This window comes from Amycolatopsis ruanii, assembly GCF_003385175.1.
In the GTDB taxonomy this organism is placed as follows: domain Bacteria; phylum Actinomycetota; class Actinomycetes; order Mycobacteriales; family Pseudonocardiaceae; genus Amycolatopsis_E; species Amycolatopsis_E thermalba.
Map to the genome: position 1 here is coordinate 57,881 of NZ_PQHY01000030.1, position 14,355 is coordinate 72,235.

Below are 14,355 nucleotides of genomic sequence, written 5' to 3' on the forward strand. Positions count from 1 at the left end.
GCCACGCGCCGGGCTCACGCCCCGGCCGCGCTTTCGTCGCCGTGCTTGTCTGCCATGGCCTTGCGCAGGTCCGCGATCTCCTTCTCGAAGTCCTCGACCGAGGAGAAGGAGCGGTAGACGCTGGCGAACCGGAGGTAGGCGACCTCGTCGAGTTCCCGCAGCGGCCCGAGGATGGCCAGGCCGACCTCGTGGCTCGGGATCTCGGCGACTCCGGCCGCGCGGATCGACTCCTCGACCCGCTGGGCGAGCTGCTGCAGCGCGTCGTCGTCGACCGGCCTGCCCTGGCAGGCGCGGCGCACGCCCCGGACCACCTTGTCCCTGCTGAACTGCTCGGTGACCCCGGAACGCTTGACGACCGCCAGCACCATCGTCTCGGACGTGGTGAACCGGCGACCGCAGGCCGAGCAGGACCGCCTGCGGCGGATGGCCTGCCCCTCGTCCACCTCCCGCGAGTCGACGACCCGGGAGTCGGCGTGACGGCAGAACGGGCACCGCATCTTCCGAACACCTTCCCCTCTCGTGCCGCGGGCGACATCCACCCCGGCCCGCGCCGCCACGCTACGACCCGGAACCTGGTGATCAACATGTGGATATCCGGTGGGCAGACACCCACCGCCTGTGGACAACTCGTCCTCAGTCTACCCCAACTTGTGGACCAACTACAGCCATGTAACTACTAGATATAGCGGTGGACCTTAGATCGCGCGCGGGCGGGGCGCAAGGCGACACGAGCGACCGATGAGGTATGGCGGCGCCCCTCACGGGCCGGTGATCACGGAGCCGGATTCGACCGGCACGGTGAGCAACAGACCGGGCACGACCGACTCCGCCGGCAGCTGGTTCAGCTCCTCGATGCGTTCGACCACGGCACCGGTGTCGCTCCCCGGCGCGTACTGCCGCGCCAGATCCCACAGCGTCTCCCCCGGCGCGACCGCGACCGTGGCCGTCCGCTCCGGGACGTCCGGCGCGAACGATCCGGCGAAAACACCCAACCCGGTGACGGCGAGCGCGATCGCGACCCCCACGGCGGCGAGCCACGGCCACCGCGGCGCGACCCGGCGCGGGCACGCGGCGACCGGACCCGGACGGCGCCCGGCGACCACCCTGGCCCGTGTCGGCGGGCGCCGCGCCTCGGGGCGGCGCGGGCGCGGCGGCACCCGCACGTCCGTCGTGCCCTCCGGCGCGCGCCGGACCAGCGACTCCTGGTGTGTCAGTACCGACATGGCGGAACCTCCTCGCAGACCCCGACCTCCGGCCAGGGGCGCCGTCGGTCGAACAACCGTTCTATCGAACCTCCGTGCGAATGTGTACCACCCGGGTACGACAAAATCGAGCGCGCCCCGGCGTGTCGTCGAACAGTTGTTTGATGTTTGCTGTCGGGTGCACTACTGTGGGTGACCAGCAGAGGCGGACAGCGCCGGCCGCGCGGGTGCGCGTTCCCGGCCGCTCCAGAGCTGGGAGGCAGCACGGTGTCGCAAGAGACGGGCGAGACGATCCGCAGGCCGGGTGGCCGGTTCGGGGACGTGCATCCCCTCCCCGACCCGGAGGACGTCGAGGAGGGCCTCAGCCCTCGCCAGCAGCAGATCCTCGAGGTCATCAAGGCGTGGATCGAGCGGTTCGGCTACCCGCCCAGCGTCCGCGAGATCGGCGAGGCGGTCGGGCTGACGTCCACCTCGTCGGTGTCGCACCAGCTGCGCACGCTGCAGCGCAAGGGCTACCTGCGCCGGGACGCGAACCGCCCGCGCGCGGTGGGGGTGCTGACCGCCCAGGCCGAGGCCGAGACCACGCCGATGCCCAAGCCCGCGTACGTGCCGCTGGTCGGCCGCATCGCCGCCGGTGGCCCGGTGCTGGCCGAGCAGTCCATCGAGGACGTCTTCCCGCTGCCGAAGGACATCGTCGGCGAGGGCGAGGTCTTCCTGCTCAGCGTCACCGGTGACTCGATGGTCGACGCCGCCATCACCGACGGCGACTGGGTGGTCGTGCGCCAGCAGCCGACGGCCAACAACGGCGAGATCGTGGCGGCGATGATCGACGGCGAGGCCACGGTCAAGACGTTCAAGCAGAAGGACGGCCACGTCTGGCTGATGCCGCACAACGAGGCCTACGACCCGATCCCCGGCGACGAAGCCACCATTCTCGGCAAGGTCGTCGCGGTCATCCGCCGCCTCTGAAACGAGGTTGCACAGCAGCTCGCGTAGCGGCGCGGGTGGCGGAACCTCAGACGGCCTCCCGCTGTGGGATCGCCTCCTCATGAATGCCAATTCACCACGTCGGCGCTGTCCTCGCGAGAGGCCGCCTGAGAACCCGCGGCGGTGCGAGTTGCTTGCCGCCACAAGCGCCGATGATCGATCGGTCGTTCGAAACGATCAGCGGCCGGAGCGCTTCCGCAGCTTCGTCCAGGCGAACACGACGCCGCCCGCGATGACCACCGCCAGCAGCAGCCCGGGCACCGTGTCCACCCCGCCCTCGCCGGACGGGCCGGCGGCCTCCCCGCCGGAGCCGGAGGACTGGCCGCCCTCGTCGGCCGGCTCGGCGTCCGCCACCAGGGCGGTGGCCCCGCGCACCACGCGGATCGGCCCGGTGCCCTCGGAGGCCGACACGAGCGTGCCGTCCGGGTCGAAGGCGATCGCCTCCCCCTGCTGCTCGTCCGGCAGCGGCACGCGCACCGGCTCGCGCCGCAGCGCGGCCGCGACGTCCCGGTCGGGAGCGGCGAACAGGTAGGCGTCGGTGTAGGTCCGCAGCGCGACGATCTTGCCGTCCGCGCTCACGGCTCCCCCGGTGACCAGCACGGACCCGAACCCGGCGACCGGCCCGCCCGGGGTGTCCGTGGACTTGATGGTGAGGGAGCCGACCCGCTCCAGCGGTGTCGGCCCCGGACTGGCCAGCTTCTGGGCCGGCCGGTAGATCCCCGCCTCGCCCAGCGGGTTCTTCGTGACCAGGTACGGCGTTCCCGACGCGTCGAGCAGCAGTGCCTCCGCGTCGTGCTGCCCGTCGGGGTAGGTCAGGCGGTGGAGCGTCACCTTGCCCTGCGGCGTGACGGCCAGCAGGGCGACGGTGTCGCGTTGCTTGCGGTTGTCCCCGGTGTCGGCGAGCCAGAACGTGCCGTCCGCGGCCCGCGCGAGGTCCTCGACGTCGTACGGGTCGGTCGAACCGGAGATCACGCGCTGCACGGCGCAGTCCCGGCCCAGCACGAAGATCTGCACCTTCGTGCCGCCGTCGTTGATCGCGTACCACCGCGACCCGTCGCTCACCAGGCCGGACAGCTCACCGAGCCGCTTGTCGGACACCGAGCACACCGGCTCCGGGGCGGGTGCCTGCGCCGCGCGCGCCGGTCCGGCCAGCCCCAGCGCGAGCAGGACGGACAGGACCGGCACCAGCACAGCTCTACCGAGGCTCACCCGAGCCACGGTACCGATTTCAGGCGGGTGAGCCGTGGACCGCGTAGTCCTCCAGCGCGGACGCCACGTCCGGGCGAACGCGTGCGCTCAGCCGGGTGCCTTCCGGCAGGTGCTCCTCGGTGAGGACCTCCCCCTCGGAGTGCACCCGCGCCACCAGCTCACCCCGGGTGTAGGGCACCAGGGCGTCGACGACCACGTCGGGCCGCGGCAGCCGCTCGGCCAGGGCCTCGACCAGCTCGGCGACACCCTCACCGGTCTTGGCCGACACCACGATCGCGCCCGGCAGCAGGTGCCGGAGGCGGACCAGCGCCAGCTCGTCGGCCGCGTCCGCCTTGTTGATCACGATCAGCTCCGGCGGCAGCGGGCTCTCGTGGCTCCGGGTGATCTCGGCGAGCACCTGGCGCACCGCGTTGACCTGCTCCTCCGGCGCCGGGTCGGACCCGTCCACCACGTGCAGCAGCAGATCGGCGTCGGCCGTCTCGTCCAGCGTCGAGCGGAACGCGTCGACCAGCTGGTGCGGCAGGTGCCGGACGAACCCGACGGTGTCGGTCAGCGTGAACGTGCGCCCGTCCGGGGTGGCCGCCCGCCGGGTGGTCGGGTCCAGGGTGGCGAACAGGGCGTTCTCCACCAGCACACCGGCCCCGGTGATGGCGTTGAGCAGGCTCGACTTGCCCGCGTTGGTGTAGCCGACGATCGCGACGCTGGGCACCTCGTTGGCGACGCGGCGGCCCCGCTTGGTCGCCCGGATGGTGTCCATCGCGGCGATCTCGCGGCGCAGCTTCGCCACGCGCTTGTTGATGCGCCTGCGGTCGGTCTCCAGCTTGGTTTCACCGGGACCACGCAGGCCGACGCCGCCGTTCGCGCCGCCGGCCCGGCCACCGGCCTGCCGGGACAGCGACTCACCCCAGCCCCGCAGCCGCGGGATGAGGTACTGCAGCTGGGCCAGCTCGACCTGCGCCTTGCCTTCGCGCGAGCGCGCGTGCTGGGCGAAGATGTCGAGGATCAGCGCGGTCCGGTCGATCACCTTGACCTTGAGCCGCTCCTCCAGCTGCCGCAGCTGGCCGGGCGAGAGCTCGCCGTCGCAGATGACCGTGTCGGCCCCGGTGGCGACGACGATGTCGAACAGCTCGCGCACCTTGCCCGAGCCGATGTAGGTGGCCGGGTCGGGCTTGGAGCGCCGCTGCACGAGACCTTCGAGCACCTCGGAACCGGCGGTCTCGGCCAGGCGTGCGAGTTCGGCGAGGGAGGCCTCGGACTGCTCCGCGGTGCCCTCGGTCCACACGCCGACCAGCACCACGCGTTCGAGGCGGAGTTTCCGGTACTCGACCTCGGTGATGTCCGACAGTTCGGTGGACAGGCCGGCGACGCGGCGCAGCGAGGCGCGGTCGGAGAGTTCCAGCTCACCCGTCGAGGGGTCTGCCACGAGGTCTGTGTAGGTCAGTTCTGTCATCGTCCTTCCATGGTCCCACGGTTCGCGGGATTGTCCGAATCCTTTAGCGGCTCGGGTACGTCGCGACGTAGACCGCGAACTGCTCGTCGCCCTCCGGCGTGGAGCGGTTCCGGAACTCGTCCAGCAGGCCCGCCAGCCGTCGCTCGAACTCGCGGCGCTCGCCCGGGGCCACCCGGATCACCAGGCGGGACTGGTCCAGCTCGCCCCGGTCCAGCTCGGCGACCTCGGCGAGGTAGGCCTCGAGCATGGCCTCGGCCAGCGCCTCGCTGTCCTTCCCGGACAGGTCCCAGGACTTCCCGGTGGACAGGTACGGGATCTCCTTCGCGCCGCGGTTGCCCCGGCGGACCGGTTGCGGAGCCAGGAATCCGGTGTCGACGAGCTTGCGCACGTGGTGCAGGGTGGTGGCCGGGTCGCGGCCGAGGCGCTGCGCGATTTCCTTGTTCGTCAACGCCTCCGCATAGGTCAACCGGATGATGCGCAGGCGTATTCCCGAGGCCAGGGCGGCTGCCTCGGCCTCGGTCGCGGGGCGGCGGTCTCGCACCGGGTAAGCGTAACGCGGAAGTGATTGACGGATTCCAATCACTGCGTCACCCTATCGGGGTGCGCCGAAGAGACTCCCTGTGGTTCCACGCGGGCTTCCGCCTCCTGTGGGCCGGCGACACCGTCAGCCAGGCGGGCACGTTCGTCGGGATCACCGTGCTGCCCCTGCTGGCCGCGACCGTGCTGTCCGCGACCCCTGGCGAGATGGGCCTGCTCACCGCGGCCGAGAACGCCGCGTTCCTGCTGATCGGGCTGCCCGCCGGGGTGTGGGTGGACCGGATGAAACGGCGTCCGCTCATGCTGCGCGCCGCCTTCGCGCGCGCCGCGCTGCTGCTGACCATCCCGGTGGCGTGGTGGACCGGCTGGCTGACGCTGACCCAGCTGGTCGTGGTCGCGTTGCTGGTCAGCGTCGGGACGGTGTTCTTCGACGTCTCCTACCAGTCCTACCTGCCGTCGCTGGTCGGGCGGCAGCACCTGGTGGAGGGCAACGCCAAACTGCAGGCCAGCCAGTCGGTCGCGCAGGTGGCCGGGCCCGGGCTGGGCGGCGGGCTAACCCAGCTGTTCGGGGCGGCCAACGCGGTGCTCGCGACCGGCGTGGGCTACCTCGCGTCCGGGCTGTTCCTGTTGCGGATCAAGACTCCCGAGCCGGAGCCCGAGCCGCACGACGGCACCCCGCTGCGCACGCAGATCGCCGAGGGCCTGCGGTTCGTGTTCGGCAACCCGGCGTTGCGGGCGATCACGCTGTGCACCTCGACCGGCAACTTCGCCGGGACGATCGTCCTCTCGATGCAGGTCCTGTTCCTCACCCGCGACCTCGGGCTGAGCCCGTCCGGCGTCGGTCTGGTGCTCGCCCTCGGCAGCGCCGGCGGCGTGCTCGGCGCCCTGACCGCCGGGTTCTGGACCCGCGTCATCGGGCAGGCCAGGGCGATCTGGCTGGTGCCGCTGACCACCTGGCCGCTCCAGCTGCTGCTGCCGCTGTCCCAGCCGGGCTGGTCGGTGGCGCTGGGCGTGGCGGGCCTGGTCGCCAGCGGCTACGGCATCGTCGTCTACAACGTGGCGCAGGTCAGCTACCGGCAGGCGATCTGCCCGGACCGGCTGCTGGGCCGGATGAACGCGACCGTGCGGTTCGTGGTGTGGGGCACGATGCCGCTGGGCGGGCTCGCGGGCGGCGGGCTGGGCGAACTGATCGGCGTCCGGCCCACGGTGTGGGCCGGGTGCTCGCTCATGGCCGTGACGATGCTGCCGGTGCTGTTGTCGCCGTTGCGGAAGATGCGCGACCTGCCGGTCAGCCCGCCTTCTCCCACCACCGCGGATCCAGCTGACCCCGCGCCACGAACTCCGCCGGGCCCGTCAGTGTCGACGCCCCCCGCTCCACACTGACCTCGACCCGGCCGCCGGGAATGTCCACTGCGGACTTCCCGGTGTCGGTGCCGGCCAGGTGCAGCGCGGCCGCGACGGCCGCCACGGTGCCGGTGCCGCACGCGCGGGTCTCGCCCACCCCGCGCTCGTACACCCGCATCTTCAGGCGCTGCTCGCCGAGCGGGTTGACGAACTCCAGGTTGACGCCGTCGGGGAAGAAGTCGCTGTCGTAGCGGGGCGGGCGGGACAGGTCCAGCTCGTCGATGTCCTCGTCCACAATGGACACCAGGTGCGGGTTGCCGACGTTCACGGCGACGCCGGAGAAGTTGTGCCCGTCGACGATGGCGACCGACGCGCCGGTGATCGCGGCCGGGCCCATCTGCACCGTCACCGAGAGGTCCGGGTGCACCACCACCGGACGGTCGCCGGCCCGGGTGCCGATGACGAACTCGCGGCCGGGCACCAGGCCCGCTTCGACGAGGTAGCGCGCGAAGACCCGCGTGCCGTTGCCGCACATCTCGGCGATCGACCCGTCGGCGTTGCGGTAGTCCATGAACCACTCCCCCGCCGAATCGGACGCGGCGGGGATGTCCACGGCTTCCCTGCGGACGACCCGGAGGACGCCGTCGGCACCGAGCCCGCGCTGGCGGTCGCACAGCGCGGCGACCCGGCTCGCCGTCAGGTCCAGCCGGGCGTCGGGGTCGGGAAGCACCACGAAGTCGTTCTGGGTGCCATGCCCCTTGAGGAACTCGATAACCACACGATCAGACTACTGGTCCACCACGGCGAGCACCCGCTCGGCCACGTCAAGATCGGCACCGTCGAACCACCGGATCCGGGCGTCCCGGCGGAACCAGGATCGTTGCCTGCGAACGAATCGGCGCGTCGCCTGCTTGGTCGCCTCGGCCGCGGCGGCGAAGTCCCGGTCGCCGTCCAGCTCGGCGAGCACCTGCTGGTAACCCAGCGCGCGCGACGCGGTCCTGCCCTCCCGCAACCCGCGTGCCACCAGGGACTCCACCTCGTCGACCAGGCCCGCGGCGAACATCCGGTCCACCCGCAGCTCCACCCGCCCGTCCAGGTCCTCGGTGTCCCGGTCGATCCCGATCAGCACCGCGCCGTAGCGCGCCGGACCGGGTTCGGGCAGGTTCGCGGAGAACGGTTGCCCGGTGATCTCGATGACCTCCAGCGCGCGGACGATCCGGCGCGTGTTGGTCGGCAGGATCGCGGTGGCCGCGGCGGGATCGAGCCTGCTCAGCCTGCTGTGCAGGGCCGCGGCGCGGGCCTGCGTCGCCTCGGCCTCCAGGCGCGCCCGCACCGCCGGGTCGGTGCCCGGGAAGCGGAGGTCGTCGAGCACGGCCTGCACGTAGAGCCCGGAGCCGCCGGCCAGCACCGGCACCGTGCCCGCGGCCAGCAGGCGCTCGATGACGGCCCGCGCGTCGCGCTGGTAGGCGGCGACGGAGGCGGTCTCGGTGACGTCGAGGACGTCGAGCAGGTGGTGCGGTACGCCGCGCCGCTCCGCCTCGGGGACCTTGGCGGTGCCGATGTCCATGCCGCGGTAGAGCTGCAGGGCATCGGCGTTGACCACCTCGCCGCCGACCGCGCGGGCGATCGTGATGGCGAGGTCGGACTTCCCGGTGGCGGTGGGGCCGACGACGGCGATCGGCTTCATCCGCGCTCCCACACCGCGACGTGGTAGCCGACGCCGAACGGCGCCGCGGAGTAGAGCAACTCGGCGCGCCAGTCGTCGCCGGTGCCGGCCAGGACCTGCCACGGCGCGCGCCCGCCGGCGCCGAGTTCGGCGGCCAGTCCGGGGTCGAGCGCCCGCAGCGCGGCGGTGTCGGCGCTGCCCAGCGCGCGGGCGACGGCGTCGTCGAAGGCGGGGGCGCGGTCGGGCTCGCTGCCCGGGGACCTGGGGCCATGCCGGTTCGAACCGTCGCCGAGCACGAGCAGGCCGGTCCGGTCGCCGTGGGCGAGGTGCTTGCCCAGGCGCTCGCACTCGGCCGGGTCGCCGCCGGCGAGGTGCACGCGCACCGACCCGGCGTCCGCCTGCTCGCGCAGCCAGGCCGCGACCAGTGCGGGCAGCGGGAGGTCGGCGGGGGTCGCGGGCCCGGCGGTCAGCGAGACCGGAACGTCGACCCCGTATCCGCGGAACGACCCGGACGTAGCGGGTTCGATGACCCGTTCGTGGTCACCGGCGCCGACCGCGACCCACTCCCGGGTGGCGGCGGCGAGACGCGCCACCGCGGTGCGGCAGGCCGCGCGCAGCGCCTCCAGCTCGGCGTTCGCACCCGGGGACAGGGCGGGCACGAGCAGCGGGGGCTGCGGTACCACCACGGCTTGCACGATCACACCCGTCGAGGTTACCGGCAGCCACTCTCGGGCAACCCGCGGACACGGAGCGCAGCGAGATCGACGATCACAACGATCCCACGTGGTCCGGAAGTAGAATCACCCGCTCCGACCCCCCAACCGAGTACCACGAGCGGCGCTGAACTGCTTGAATGCGGCCAGAGGGAACGAAACCCGCATGACCCGGCCCCGCGCGCCCGCGGGGCGCCCGCCACCAGGCGGGCCGACAGGCGATAAGGAGCCTGCGATGTCCGACGAGAACACCGGCACCCCGGCACCCCACCAGGTGCCCCACGGCCACACGCCCGCCGCCGGTCACGGCGCGCCGGTCCCGCCGGCCGAGCCGCATCCCTCCCGCTGGGGCCGCGTGGACGACGAGGGCAACGTCTACGTCCGGACCGCGGACGGGGAACGCACCGTCGGCGTGTGGCAGGCCGGCTCGCCGGAGGAGGGACTGCTGCACTACGCGCGGCGCTTCGACGACCTGCGCACCGAGGTCGAGCTGCTCGGCACCCGGCTGTCGTCCGGCGCGGGCGACCCGAAGCACGCGCTCGCCACCGCCACGCAGTTGCGGGAGAGCCTGCCGACGGCGGCCGTCGTCGGGGACCTCGCGGCGCTGTCGGCGCGGATCGACCAGATCGTCGCGCACGCCGAGACCGCGCTGGCGGCGGCGAAGCAGGAGCGCGAACAGGCCCGCGCGGCGGCGGTCGGGCGCAAGCAGGCGCTCGCCGAGGAGGCCGAGAAGATCGCCGCCGAATCGGTGCAGTGGAAGGCCGCGGGCGACCGGCTGCGCGCGATCCTCGACGAGTGGAAGACGATCAAGGGCGTCGACCGCAAGACCGACGACGAGCTGTGGAAGCGCTTTTCCAAGGCGCGCGAGGGGTTCAACCGGCGCCGCGGGTCGCACTTCGCCGAGCTGGACAAGCAACGCGCGGCGGCGAAGGCCCGCAAGGAGGAGCTGATCGCGGAGGCCGAGGCGCTCGCCGACTCGACCGACTGGGGCCCGACCGCCGGGCGCTACAAGGAACTGATGGCGGAGTGGAAGGCCGCGGGCCGGGCGCCCAAGGAGGCCGACGACGCGCTGTGGCAGCGCTTCCGCGCCGCGCAGGACGCGTTCTTCGCCCGCCGCTCGGCGACGTTCTCCGAGCGTGACGCCGAGTTCGCCGCGAACGCCACGCGCAAGGAGGAGCTGCTCGTCGAGGCCGAGAAGATCGACCCGGGCGCGAACCTCGACGCGGCGAAGGCGCAGCTGCGGCGGATCCAGGAGCAGTGGGACGAGATCGGCAAGGTGCCGCGGGAGCGGATCCGCGAGCTGGACGGCCGGCTCAAGGCGGTGCAGGACCGCATCCGCGCCGTCGAGGACAGCCAATGGCGCCGGAGCGACCCGGAGGCCCAGGCGCGGGCCGCGCAGTTCCGCGAGCGGGTCGAGCAGTTCGAAGCGCAGGCCGCGAAGGCCCGCGCCGCCGGCGACGAGCGGCGCGCCAAGAAGGCCGAGGAGCAGGCGGCCCAGTGGCGGGAGTGGATGCAGGCGGCGGAGCAGGCGGTCGCGGACCGCTGAGTCGTTCGTGGTGACGGCCCCTTCCCGGGTGGGAGGGGCCGTTCTCGTGCTCAGTGCTCCCCGTAGTACTCGCCGATCGCGGCGAACGCGGCCTTCGGTTCCCAGGGCAGGCCGTCGCGGTCGGCGAACACCTTCACCACGCCGTAGCTGGCCAGGTCCAGGTCCTGGCACGGGTCGCCGCCGGGGCGGTGGACGTGGTCGTACAGCGCGAAGGTGAACACGAACGCGCTGTCCACCCCGGCGGCGTCGAACGTCTCCAGCAGCTCGCGCAGGTACGCGGCCTGGCCCTCCTCGTCGCGCTCGTAGACGCCGTTGAGCCGGACCGGGCCGTCGTCGTCGTACTCCACCGCGTCCAGACCACTCGCCCCCAGATCGCCCGCGCCGCGGTAGGTCGCGGCGCCGAACTCGGTGATCGCGACCGGTTTGCCCTGCGCGACGAGGACCCGGACCCCGTCGGCGAAGCGGTCGGCGATCTCGGCCGTCCGGTACAGGTCCACCGAGACGAAGTCGAACGGCGTCCAGTCGACGCGCTCCAGCTGCACGGACGCGTACGTCACCGGGCCGCCGAAGCGTTCCCGCACGACGGCCACCGCCCGGGCGAGGAAATCGTTGATCCGGCTGGCGACCTCGCCGATGTGCTCCCGGTTGTCCAGCAGTGACGCGACGCGCTCCCGGGCTCCCTCGCCGGGCAGGAAACCCTTGTTCATCAGGCTCAGCTCGGCGCCGGCGACGAACACGACCTCGGCTCCCCGCCTGCGGGCCCGCTCGGCGCGCTCGGCGCAGTCCGCGAACAGCTTCAGCGTCTCCGCCTCGGTCAGCTCCAGCGGATAGGGCGAGAACCAGACCTCGAGGCCCAGGTCCGCGGCGCGGGTCGCGGCGAACTCCAGCCGTTCCGGGTCGCCGCCCGTGATCCGCACGGCGGTGCAGTGCAGGTCGTCGCGGATGGTCCGCAGCTCGCGCTCGACCAGCTCCGGGTCGAATCGCGTCCGGGAGCACTTCCCGTTCTGCACGAAACCGGTGTCGTAACTGATGCCCTTGGCCCGCATGTGTCATCTCCTCCAATAAGGTACTGGCGGTACCCTAGCAGAGATAAGGTACTGTGCGTACCCGTGGAGTCCAGGACACGGCGGCGGGGGCCCGCGCTGGAGGACGCGATCCTGCGGGCGGCGGCGGACGAGCTGACCGAGTCCGGGTTCGCGGGGCTGACCATGGACAAGGTCGCCGCGCGGGCCGGCACCAACAAGAACGCGATCTACCGCCGCTGGCCGAACCGGCTGTCCCTCGGGGTCGCGGCCTACCAGCGGCTCACGAAGTCGGTGCCGCTGCCGGACACGGGCAGCCTGCGCGAGGACGCGCTCGAACTGCTGCGCGGCGCCAACCGCCACTGGAGTTCCCCGCTGGGCGCGATCCTGCGCGAGCTGATCTCCGCGCAGCGCGGCGCTGCCGAACTGCTGTCGCGGCTGCAGGACCCGGGCGAGGACGCGGCAGCCCCGTGGCTGACGATCCTCGAACGGGCCGTTCAACGCGGCGAAGCGGCACCGGGAGCGCTGCGCCCGAGGATCGCCACGGTGGCGATCGTGTTGCTGCGCAACGAGTTCGTGGTGCGCGGCGTACCCACCGCCCCGGACGACGTGCTGGTCGAAATCGTGGACGAGGTCTACCTGCCGCTGGTCCGCGCCTCCAGCGCGGCGAGGTCCCGCACGGCGTAACGGCGGTGCTCGCACTCCTCGTTCATCACCACGCGCAGACATTTGCCCACCGGGTGCGGCTCCGCGGGGTAGCCGGGCGCCGGTGATCGGCGGCAGGGCCGGGACAGCTCCCCGTCGGTGAGGCCGTCGACGATGCGCCGCACCAGCCCCATCCGGTCCGCGCGGACTTCCAGGACCTCGTCGAGCGCCGGACGCGCGCCGACGTCGACACCGAGCAGTGTCTCCGGATCCGGGTAGGACGTCTGCGGCAGGGCCAGCCGGTGGTAGGGCATCGGCTGGTCCAGGATCGTCCGGCTCACCCAGGCGTCCGTCGCGAAGACCAGGTGCCGCAGGGTTTCCACGAACGACCACTCGCCGTCGACGCGCTCGTGGAGCAGCTCCCCGGGGAGCCGGCGTGCGCGGGCGAGGGTGTCCGCCCACAGCGACTCGATGGTGCCCCACATCGCCCGGAAGTCCGCGGGCGTCTCCATCGTCCGCAGTTGCACGCGCTCGGGGTGGCGGCGGTCGAGTTCGGCTTCCACGAAGTCCGTGACGTCCACGTCGTTGACCACGAACCGGGCCAGGTCGCCCGAGATGGACACGTCGTACAGTCGCGAGTCGGCGATCTTCAGCCCGCTCAGGTCGCAGGTGCGGAAGGTGGAGCCGGTGAGGTCGGTGTCCGCGATGTCCACCCCGTCATGATGGCGCCGTCCGGTGGCGTAGCGCCACGCCCGCGCCGGTCAGGAACGCCAGTCCCGCCGCGCTGCCGAGGATCACCGGCGGCGTGGTCACCTGCGTGAGGAGCGCGAACACGTACGGCGCGCAGAACCCGACGTAAGTCAGCGCCCACCACACCGACGCGAGCCGGGCCAGGCCCTCCGGCGGGGCGATCCGCGCGATCTCCGTGAGGCCGAACGTCACGCACAGCCCGTACCCGCACCCCAGCACCGCGTCGGCCAGCAGCGCCACCGCCGGCTGTGCCGACACCGCCGCGGCGAGGCCCAGCAGCATCCCGGTTCCGATGGCGGCCAGCCCGATCAGCGCGGGCAGCACGACGGCGCGCGCCGCGAGTTGTCGGCCGACCGGCTGGATCAGCAGCCCGGCCCCCAGCACGACCGCGATCGCCACGCCGGCGAACACCGTCTCGGCCTCCCCGAGACGCGACTCCACCACCGACGGCAGCACCGCGAACCCGGTCGCGGGCGCGGCGAACACCCACGGCGCCACCGGCACCACCGTCCGCCGGAACCGCGGGTCGCGGATGCCGGTCACCCGCTTGCCCGGCACCACCCGCGGCGCGGTCTCCGGCACCTTGAGCGCCGCGACCAGGACGACGGCGGACAGCACGAGGTGCGGCAGGTACGCCACGTCCAGCGGCGCCCACTGCGCGATCAGTGCCGCGACCAGGCCCCCGATCCCGAACCCGGCGGACAGGAACAGGCTGGCCCGCCGCGCGCCGGTCCCCTCGGCGGCGTCGTCGTGCGGCGGGTGCGACAGCTCCTTCACCCACGCGCTGCCCGCCGCCAGCACCGCGCCCATGGCGAACCCGGAGCCGAAGCGTCCCACGCCCAGCCACGGCACCCCCACCTCGCCGAGCAGCAGGGCCCCCGTCGCGAGCACCGACAGGACGACCGCCCCCAGCACGACGGGCCGCCGACCGAAGCGGTCCGCGCCGGGCCCGCCGAGCAGCAGCCCGGGCACCAGCCCGACGATGTAGATCGCGAACAGCCCGGTCACGGTCGCCGCGGACAGGCCCATCTCGCGCCGGTAGGCCCCCAGCAGCGGCGAGAACTGGTTGGCGCCCCACCCGGTGGCGGTGATGAGCCACGCCGCGCGCGGCCACACCCGCCGGGTCACGGGCAGCACGGCAGACTCGGTCATGGCATCGGTTCTAACGCGCGCGGGCGCGCGGGAACGGGACGTTCAGAAATTCCGAACGGGGCTGGCCGCGCCGAACGGCGAGCACGGCGGGGCAGACACGTCGGCTCGGGTGGTGGGCACGGGGGCAGAGCG

At 72.8% G+C, this 14,355-nt stretch carries 15 protein-coding genes; 4 read left to right on the forward strand and 11 right to left on the reverse strand.

Going from position 1 to position 14,355, the window contains the following annotated elements; genetic code table 11:
* Window positions 1-14: 14 nt before the first annotated feature.
* Window positions 15-497, reverse strand: a complete 483-nt coding sequence (gene nrdR / locus D0D28_RS18170; RefSeq protein ID WP_027936105.1) for a transcriptional regulator NrdR — start codon at window positions 495-497, stop codon at window positions 15-17.
* A gap of 261 nt (window positions 498-758) precedes the next feature.
* Window positions 759-1,223 carry a LysM peptidoglycan-binding domain-containing protein gene (locus tag D0D28_RS18175; RefSeq protein ID WP_116111393.1) on the reverse strand — a complete coding sequence of 155 codons (465 nt, stop codon included), beginning with the start codon at window positions 1,221-1,223 and terminating at the stop codon, window positions 759-761.
* Window positions 1,224-1,469: 246 nt separating this feature from the next.
* Between D0D28_RS18175 and lexA the strand changes: the two genes are divergently transcribed.
* Window positions 1,470-2,171, forward strand: a complete 702-nt coding sequence (lexA, locus tag D0D28_RS18180) for a transcriptional repressor LexA (protein WP_116111394.1) — start codon at window positions 1,470-1,472, stop codon at window positions 2,169-2,171.
* A gap of 195 nt (window positions 2,172-2,366) precedes the next feature.
* Here lexA and D0D28_RS18185 read toward each other — a convergent pair whose 3' ends face one another.
* From D0D28_RS18185 to D0D28_RS18195, 3 genes are read right to left on the reverse strand one after another with little or no spacing between them, the layout of a single operon-like run.
* Window positions 2,367-3,380, reverse strand: coding sequence for a hypothetical protein (locus tag D0D28_RS18185; protein WP_116111395.1), 1,014 nt, complete (start codon window positions 3,378-3,380; stop codon window positions 2,367-2,369).
* Between the two features lie 37 nt (window positions 3,381-3,417).
* Entirely contained in the window at window positions 3,418-4,848 is a 1,431-nt protein-coding gene (hflX, locus tag D0D28_RS18190) for a GTPase HflX (RefSeq protein ID WP_116111396.1), read from the reverse strand.
* Between the two features lie 43 nt (window positions 4,849-4,891).
* Window positions 4,892-5,347 carry an ArsR/SmtB family transcription factor gene (locus tag D0D28_RS18195; RefSeq protein WP_116111406.1) on the reverse strand — a complete coding sequence of 152 codons (456 nt, stop codon included), beginning with the start codon at window positions 5,345-5,347 and terminating at the stop codon, window positions 4,892-4,894.
* Between the two features lie 101 nt (window positions 5,348-5,448).
* Between D0D28_RS18195 and D0D28_RS18200 the strand changes: the two genes are divergently transcribed.
* Entirely contained in the window at window positions 5,449-6,768 is a 1,320-nt protein-coding gene (locus tag D0D28_RS18200; protein WP_116111397.1) for an MFS transporter, read from the forward strand.
* Here D0D28_RS18200 and dapF read toward each other — a convergent pair.
* From dapF to D0D28_RS18215, 3 genes are read right to left on the reverse strand one after another with little or no spacing between them, the layout of a single operon-like run.
* Complete coding sequence (gene dapF, locus D0D28_RS18205) at window positions 6,674-7,507, reverse strand: diaminopimelate epimerase (protein ID WP_116111398.1); 834 nt, start codon at window positions 7,505-7,507, stop codon at window positions 6,674-6,676. The genes D0D28_RS18200 and dapF overlap by 95 nt on opposite strands.
* 9 nt (window positions 7,508-7,516) lie before the next feature.
* Entirely contained in the window at window positions 7,517-8,416 is a 900-nt protein-coding gene (gene miaA, locus D0D28_RS18210; protein ID WP_116111399.1) for a tRNA (adenosine(37)-N6)-dimethylallyltransferase MiaA, read from the reverse strand.
* Complete coding sequence (locus D0D28_RS18215; RefSeq protein ID WP_116111400.1) at window positions 8,413-9,096, reverse strand: class III extradiol dioxygenase subunit B-like domain-containing protein; 684 nt, start codon at window positions 9,094-9,096, stop codon at window positions 8,413-8,415. Before D0D28_RS18215 ends, miaA begins: the two co-directional genes overlap by 4 nt.
* 247 nt (window positions 9,097-9,343) lie before the next feature.
* Between D0D28_RS18215 and D0D28_RS18220 the strand changes: the two genes are divergently transcribed.
* Window positions 9,344-10,654: a DUF349 domain-containing protein gene (locus tag D0D28_RS18220; RefSeq protein WP_094007500.1), complete on the forward strand. Its 1,311-nt coding sequence runs from the start codon at window positions 9,344-9,346 to the stop codon at window positions 10,652-10,654.
* Window positions 10,655-10,704: 50 nt separating this feature from the next.
* Here D0D28_RS18220 and D0D28_RS18225 read toward each other — a convergent pair whose 3' ends face one another.
* On the reverse strand, window positions 10,705-11,700 hold the full coding sequence (locus D0D28_RS18225; protein WP_116111401.1) for a hypothetical protein: 996 nt from the start codon (window positions 11,698-11,700) through the stop codon (window positions 10,705-10,707).
* A 63-nt stretch (window positions 11,701-11,763) separates the two neighbouring features.
* Between D0D28_RS18225 and D0D28_RS18230 the strand changes: the two genes are divergently transcribed.
* Complete coding sequence (locus tag D0D28_RS18230; protein ID WP_116111402.1) at window positions 11,764-12,363, forward strand: TetR/AcrR family transcriptional regulator; 600 nt, start codon at window positions 11,764-11,766, stop codon at window positions 12,361-12,363.
* Here the strand turns inward: D0D28_RS18230 and D0D28_RS18235 are convergent.
* Both D0D28_RS18235 and D0D28_RS18240 read right to left on the reverse strand, forming a co-directional pair.
* Window positions 12,312-13,034, reverse strand: coding sequence for a DinB family protein (locus tag D0D28_RS18235; protein WP_116111403.1), 723 nt, complete (start codon window positions 13,032-13,034; stop codon window positions 12,312-12,314). The genes D0D28_RS18230 and D0D28_RS18235 overlap by 52 nt on opposite strands.
* 4 nt (window positions 13,035-13,038) lie before the next feature.
* Window positions 13,039-14,223 carry an MFS transporter gene (locus D0D28_RS18240; RefSeq protein WP_233157416.1) on the reverse strand — a complete coding sequence of 395 codons (1,185 nt, stop codon included), beginning with the start codon at window positions 14,221-14,223 and terminating at the stop codon, window positions 13,039-13,041.
* Between the last annotated feature and the right edge of the window lie 132 nt (window positions 14,224-14,355).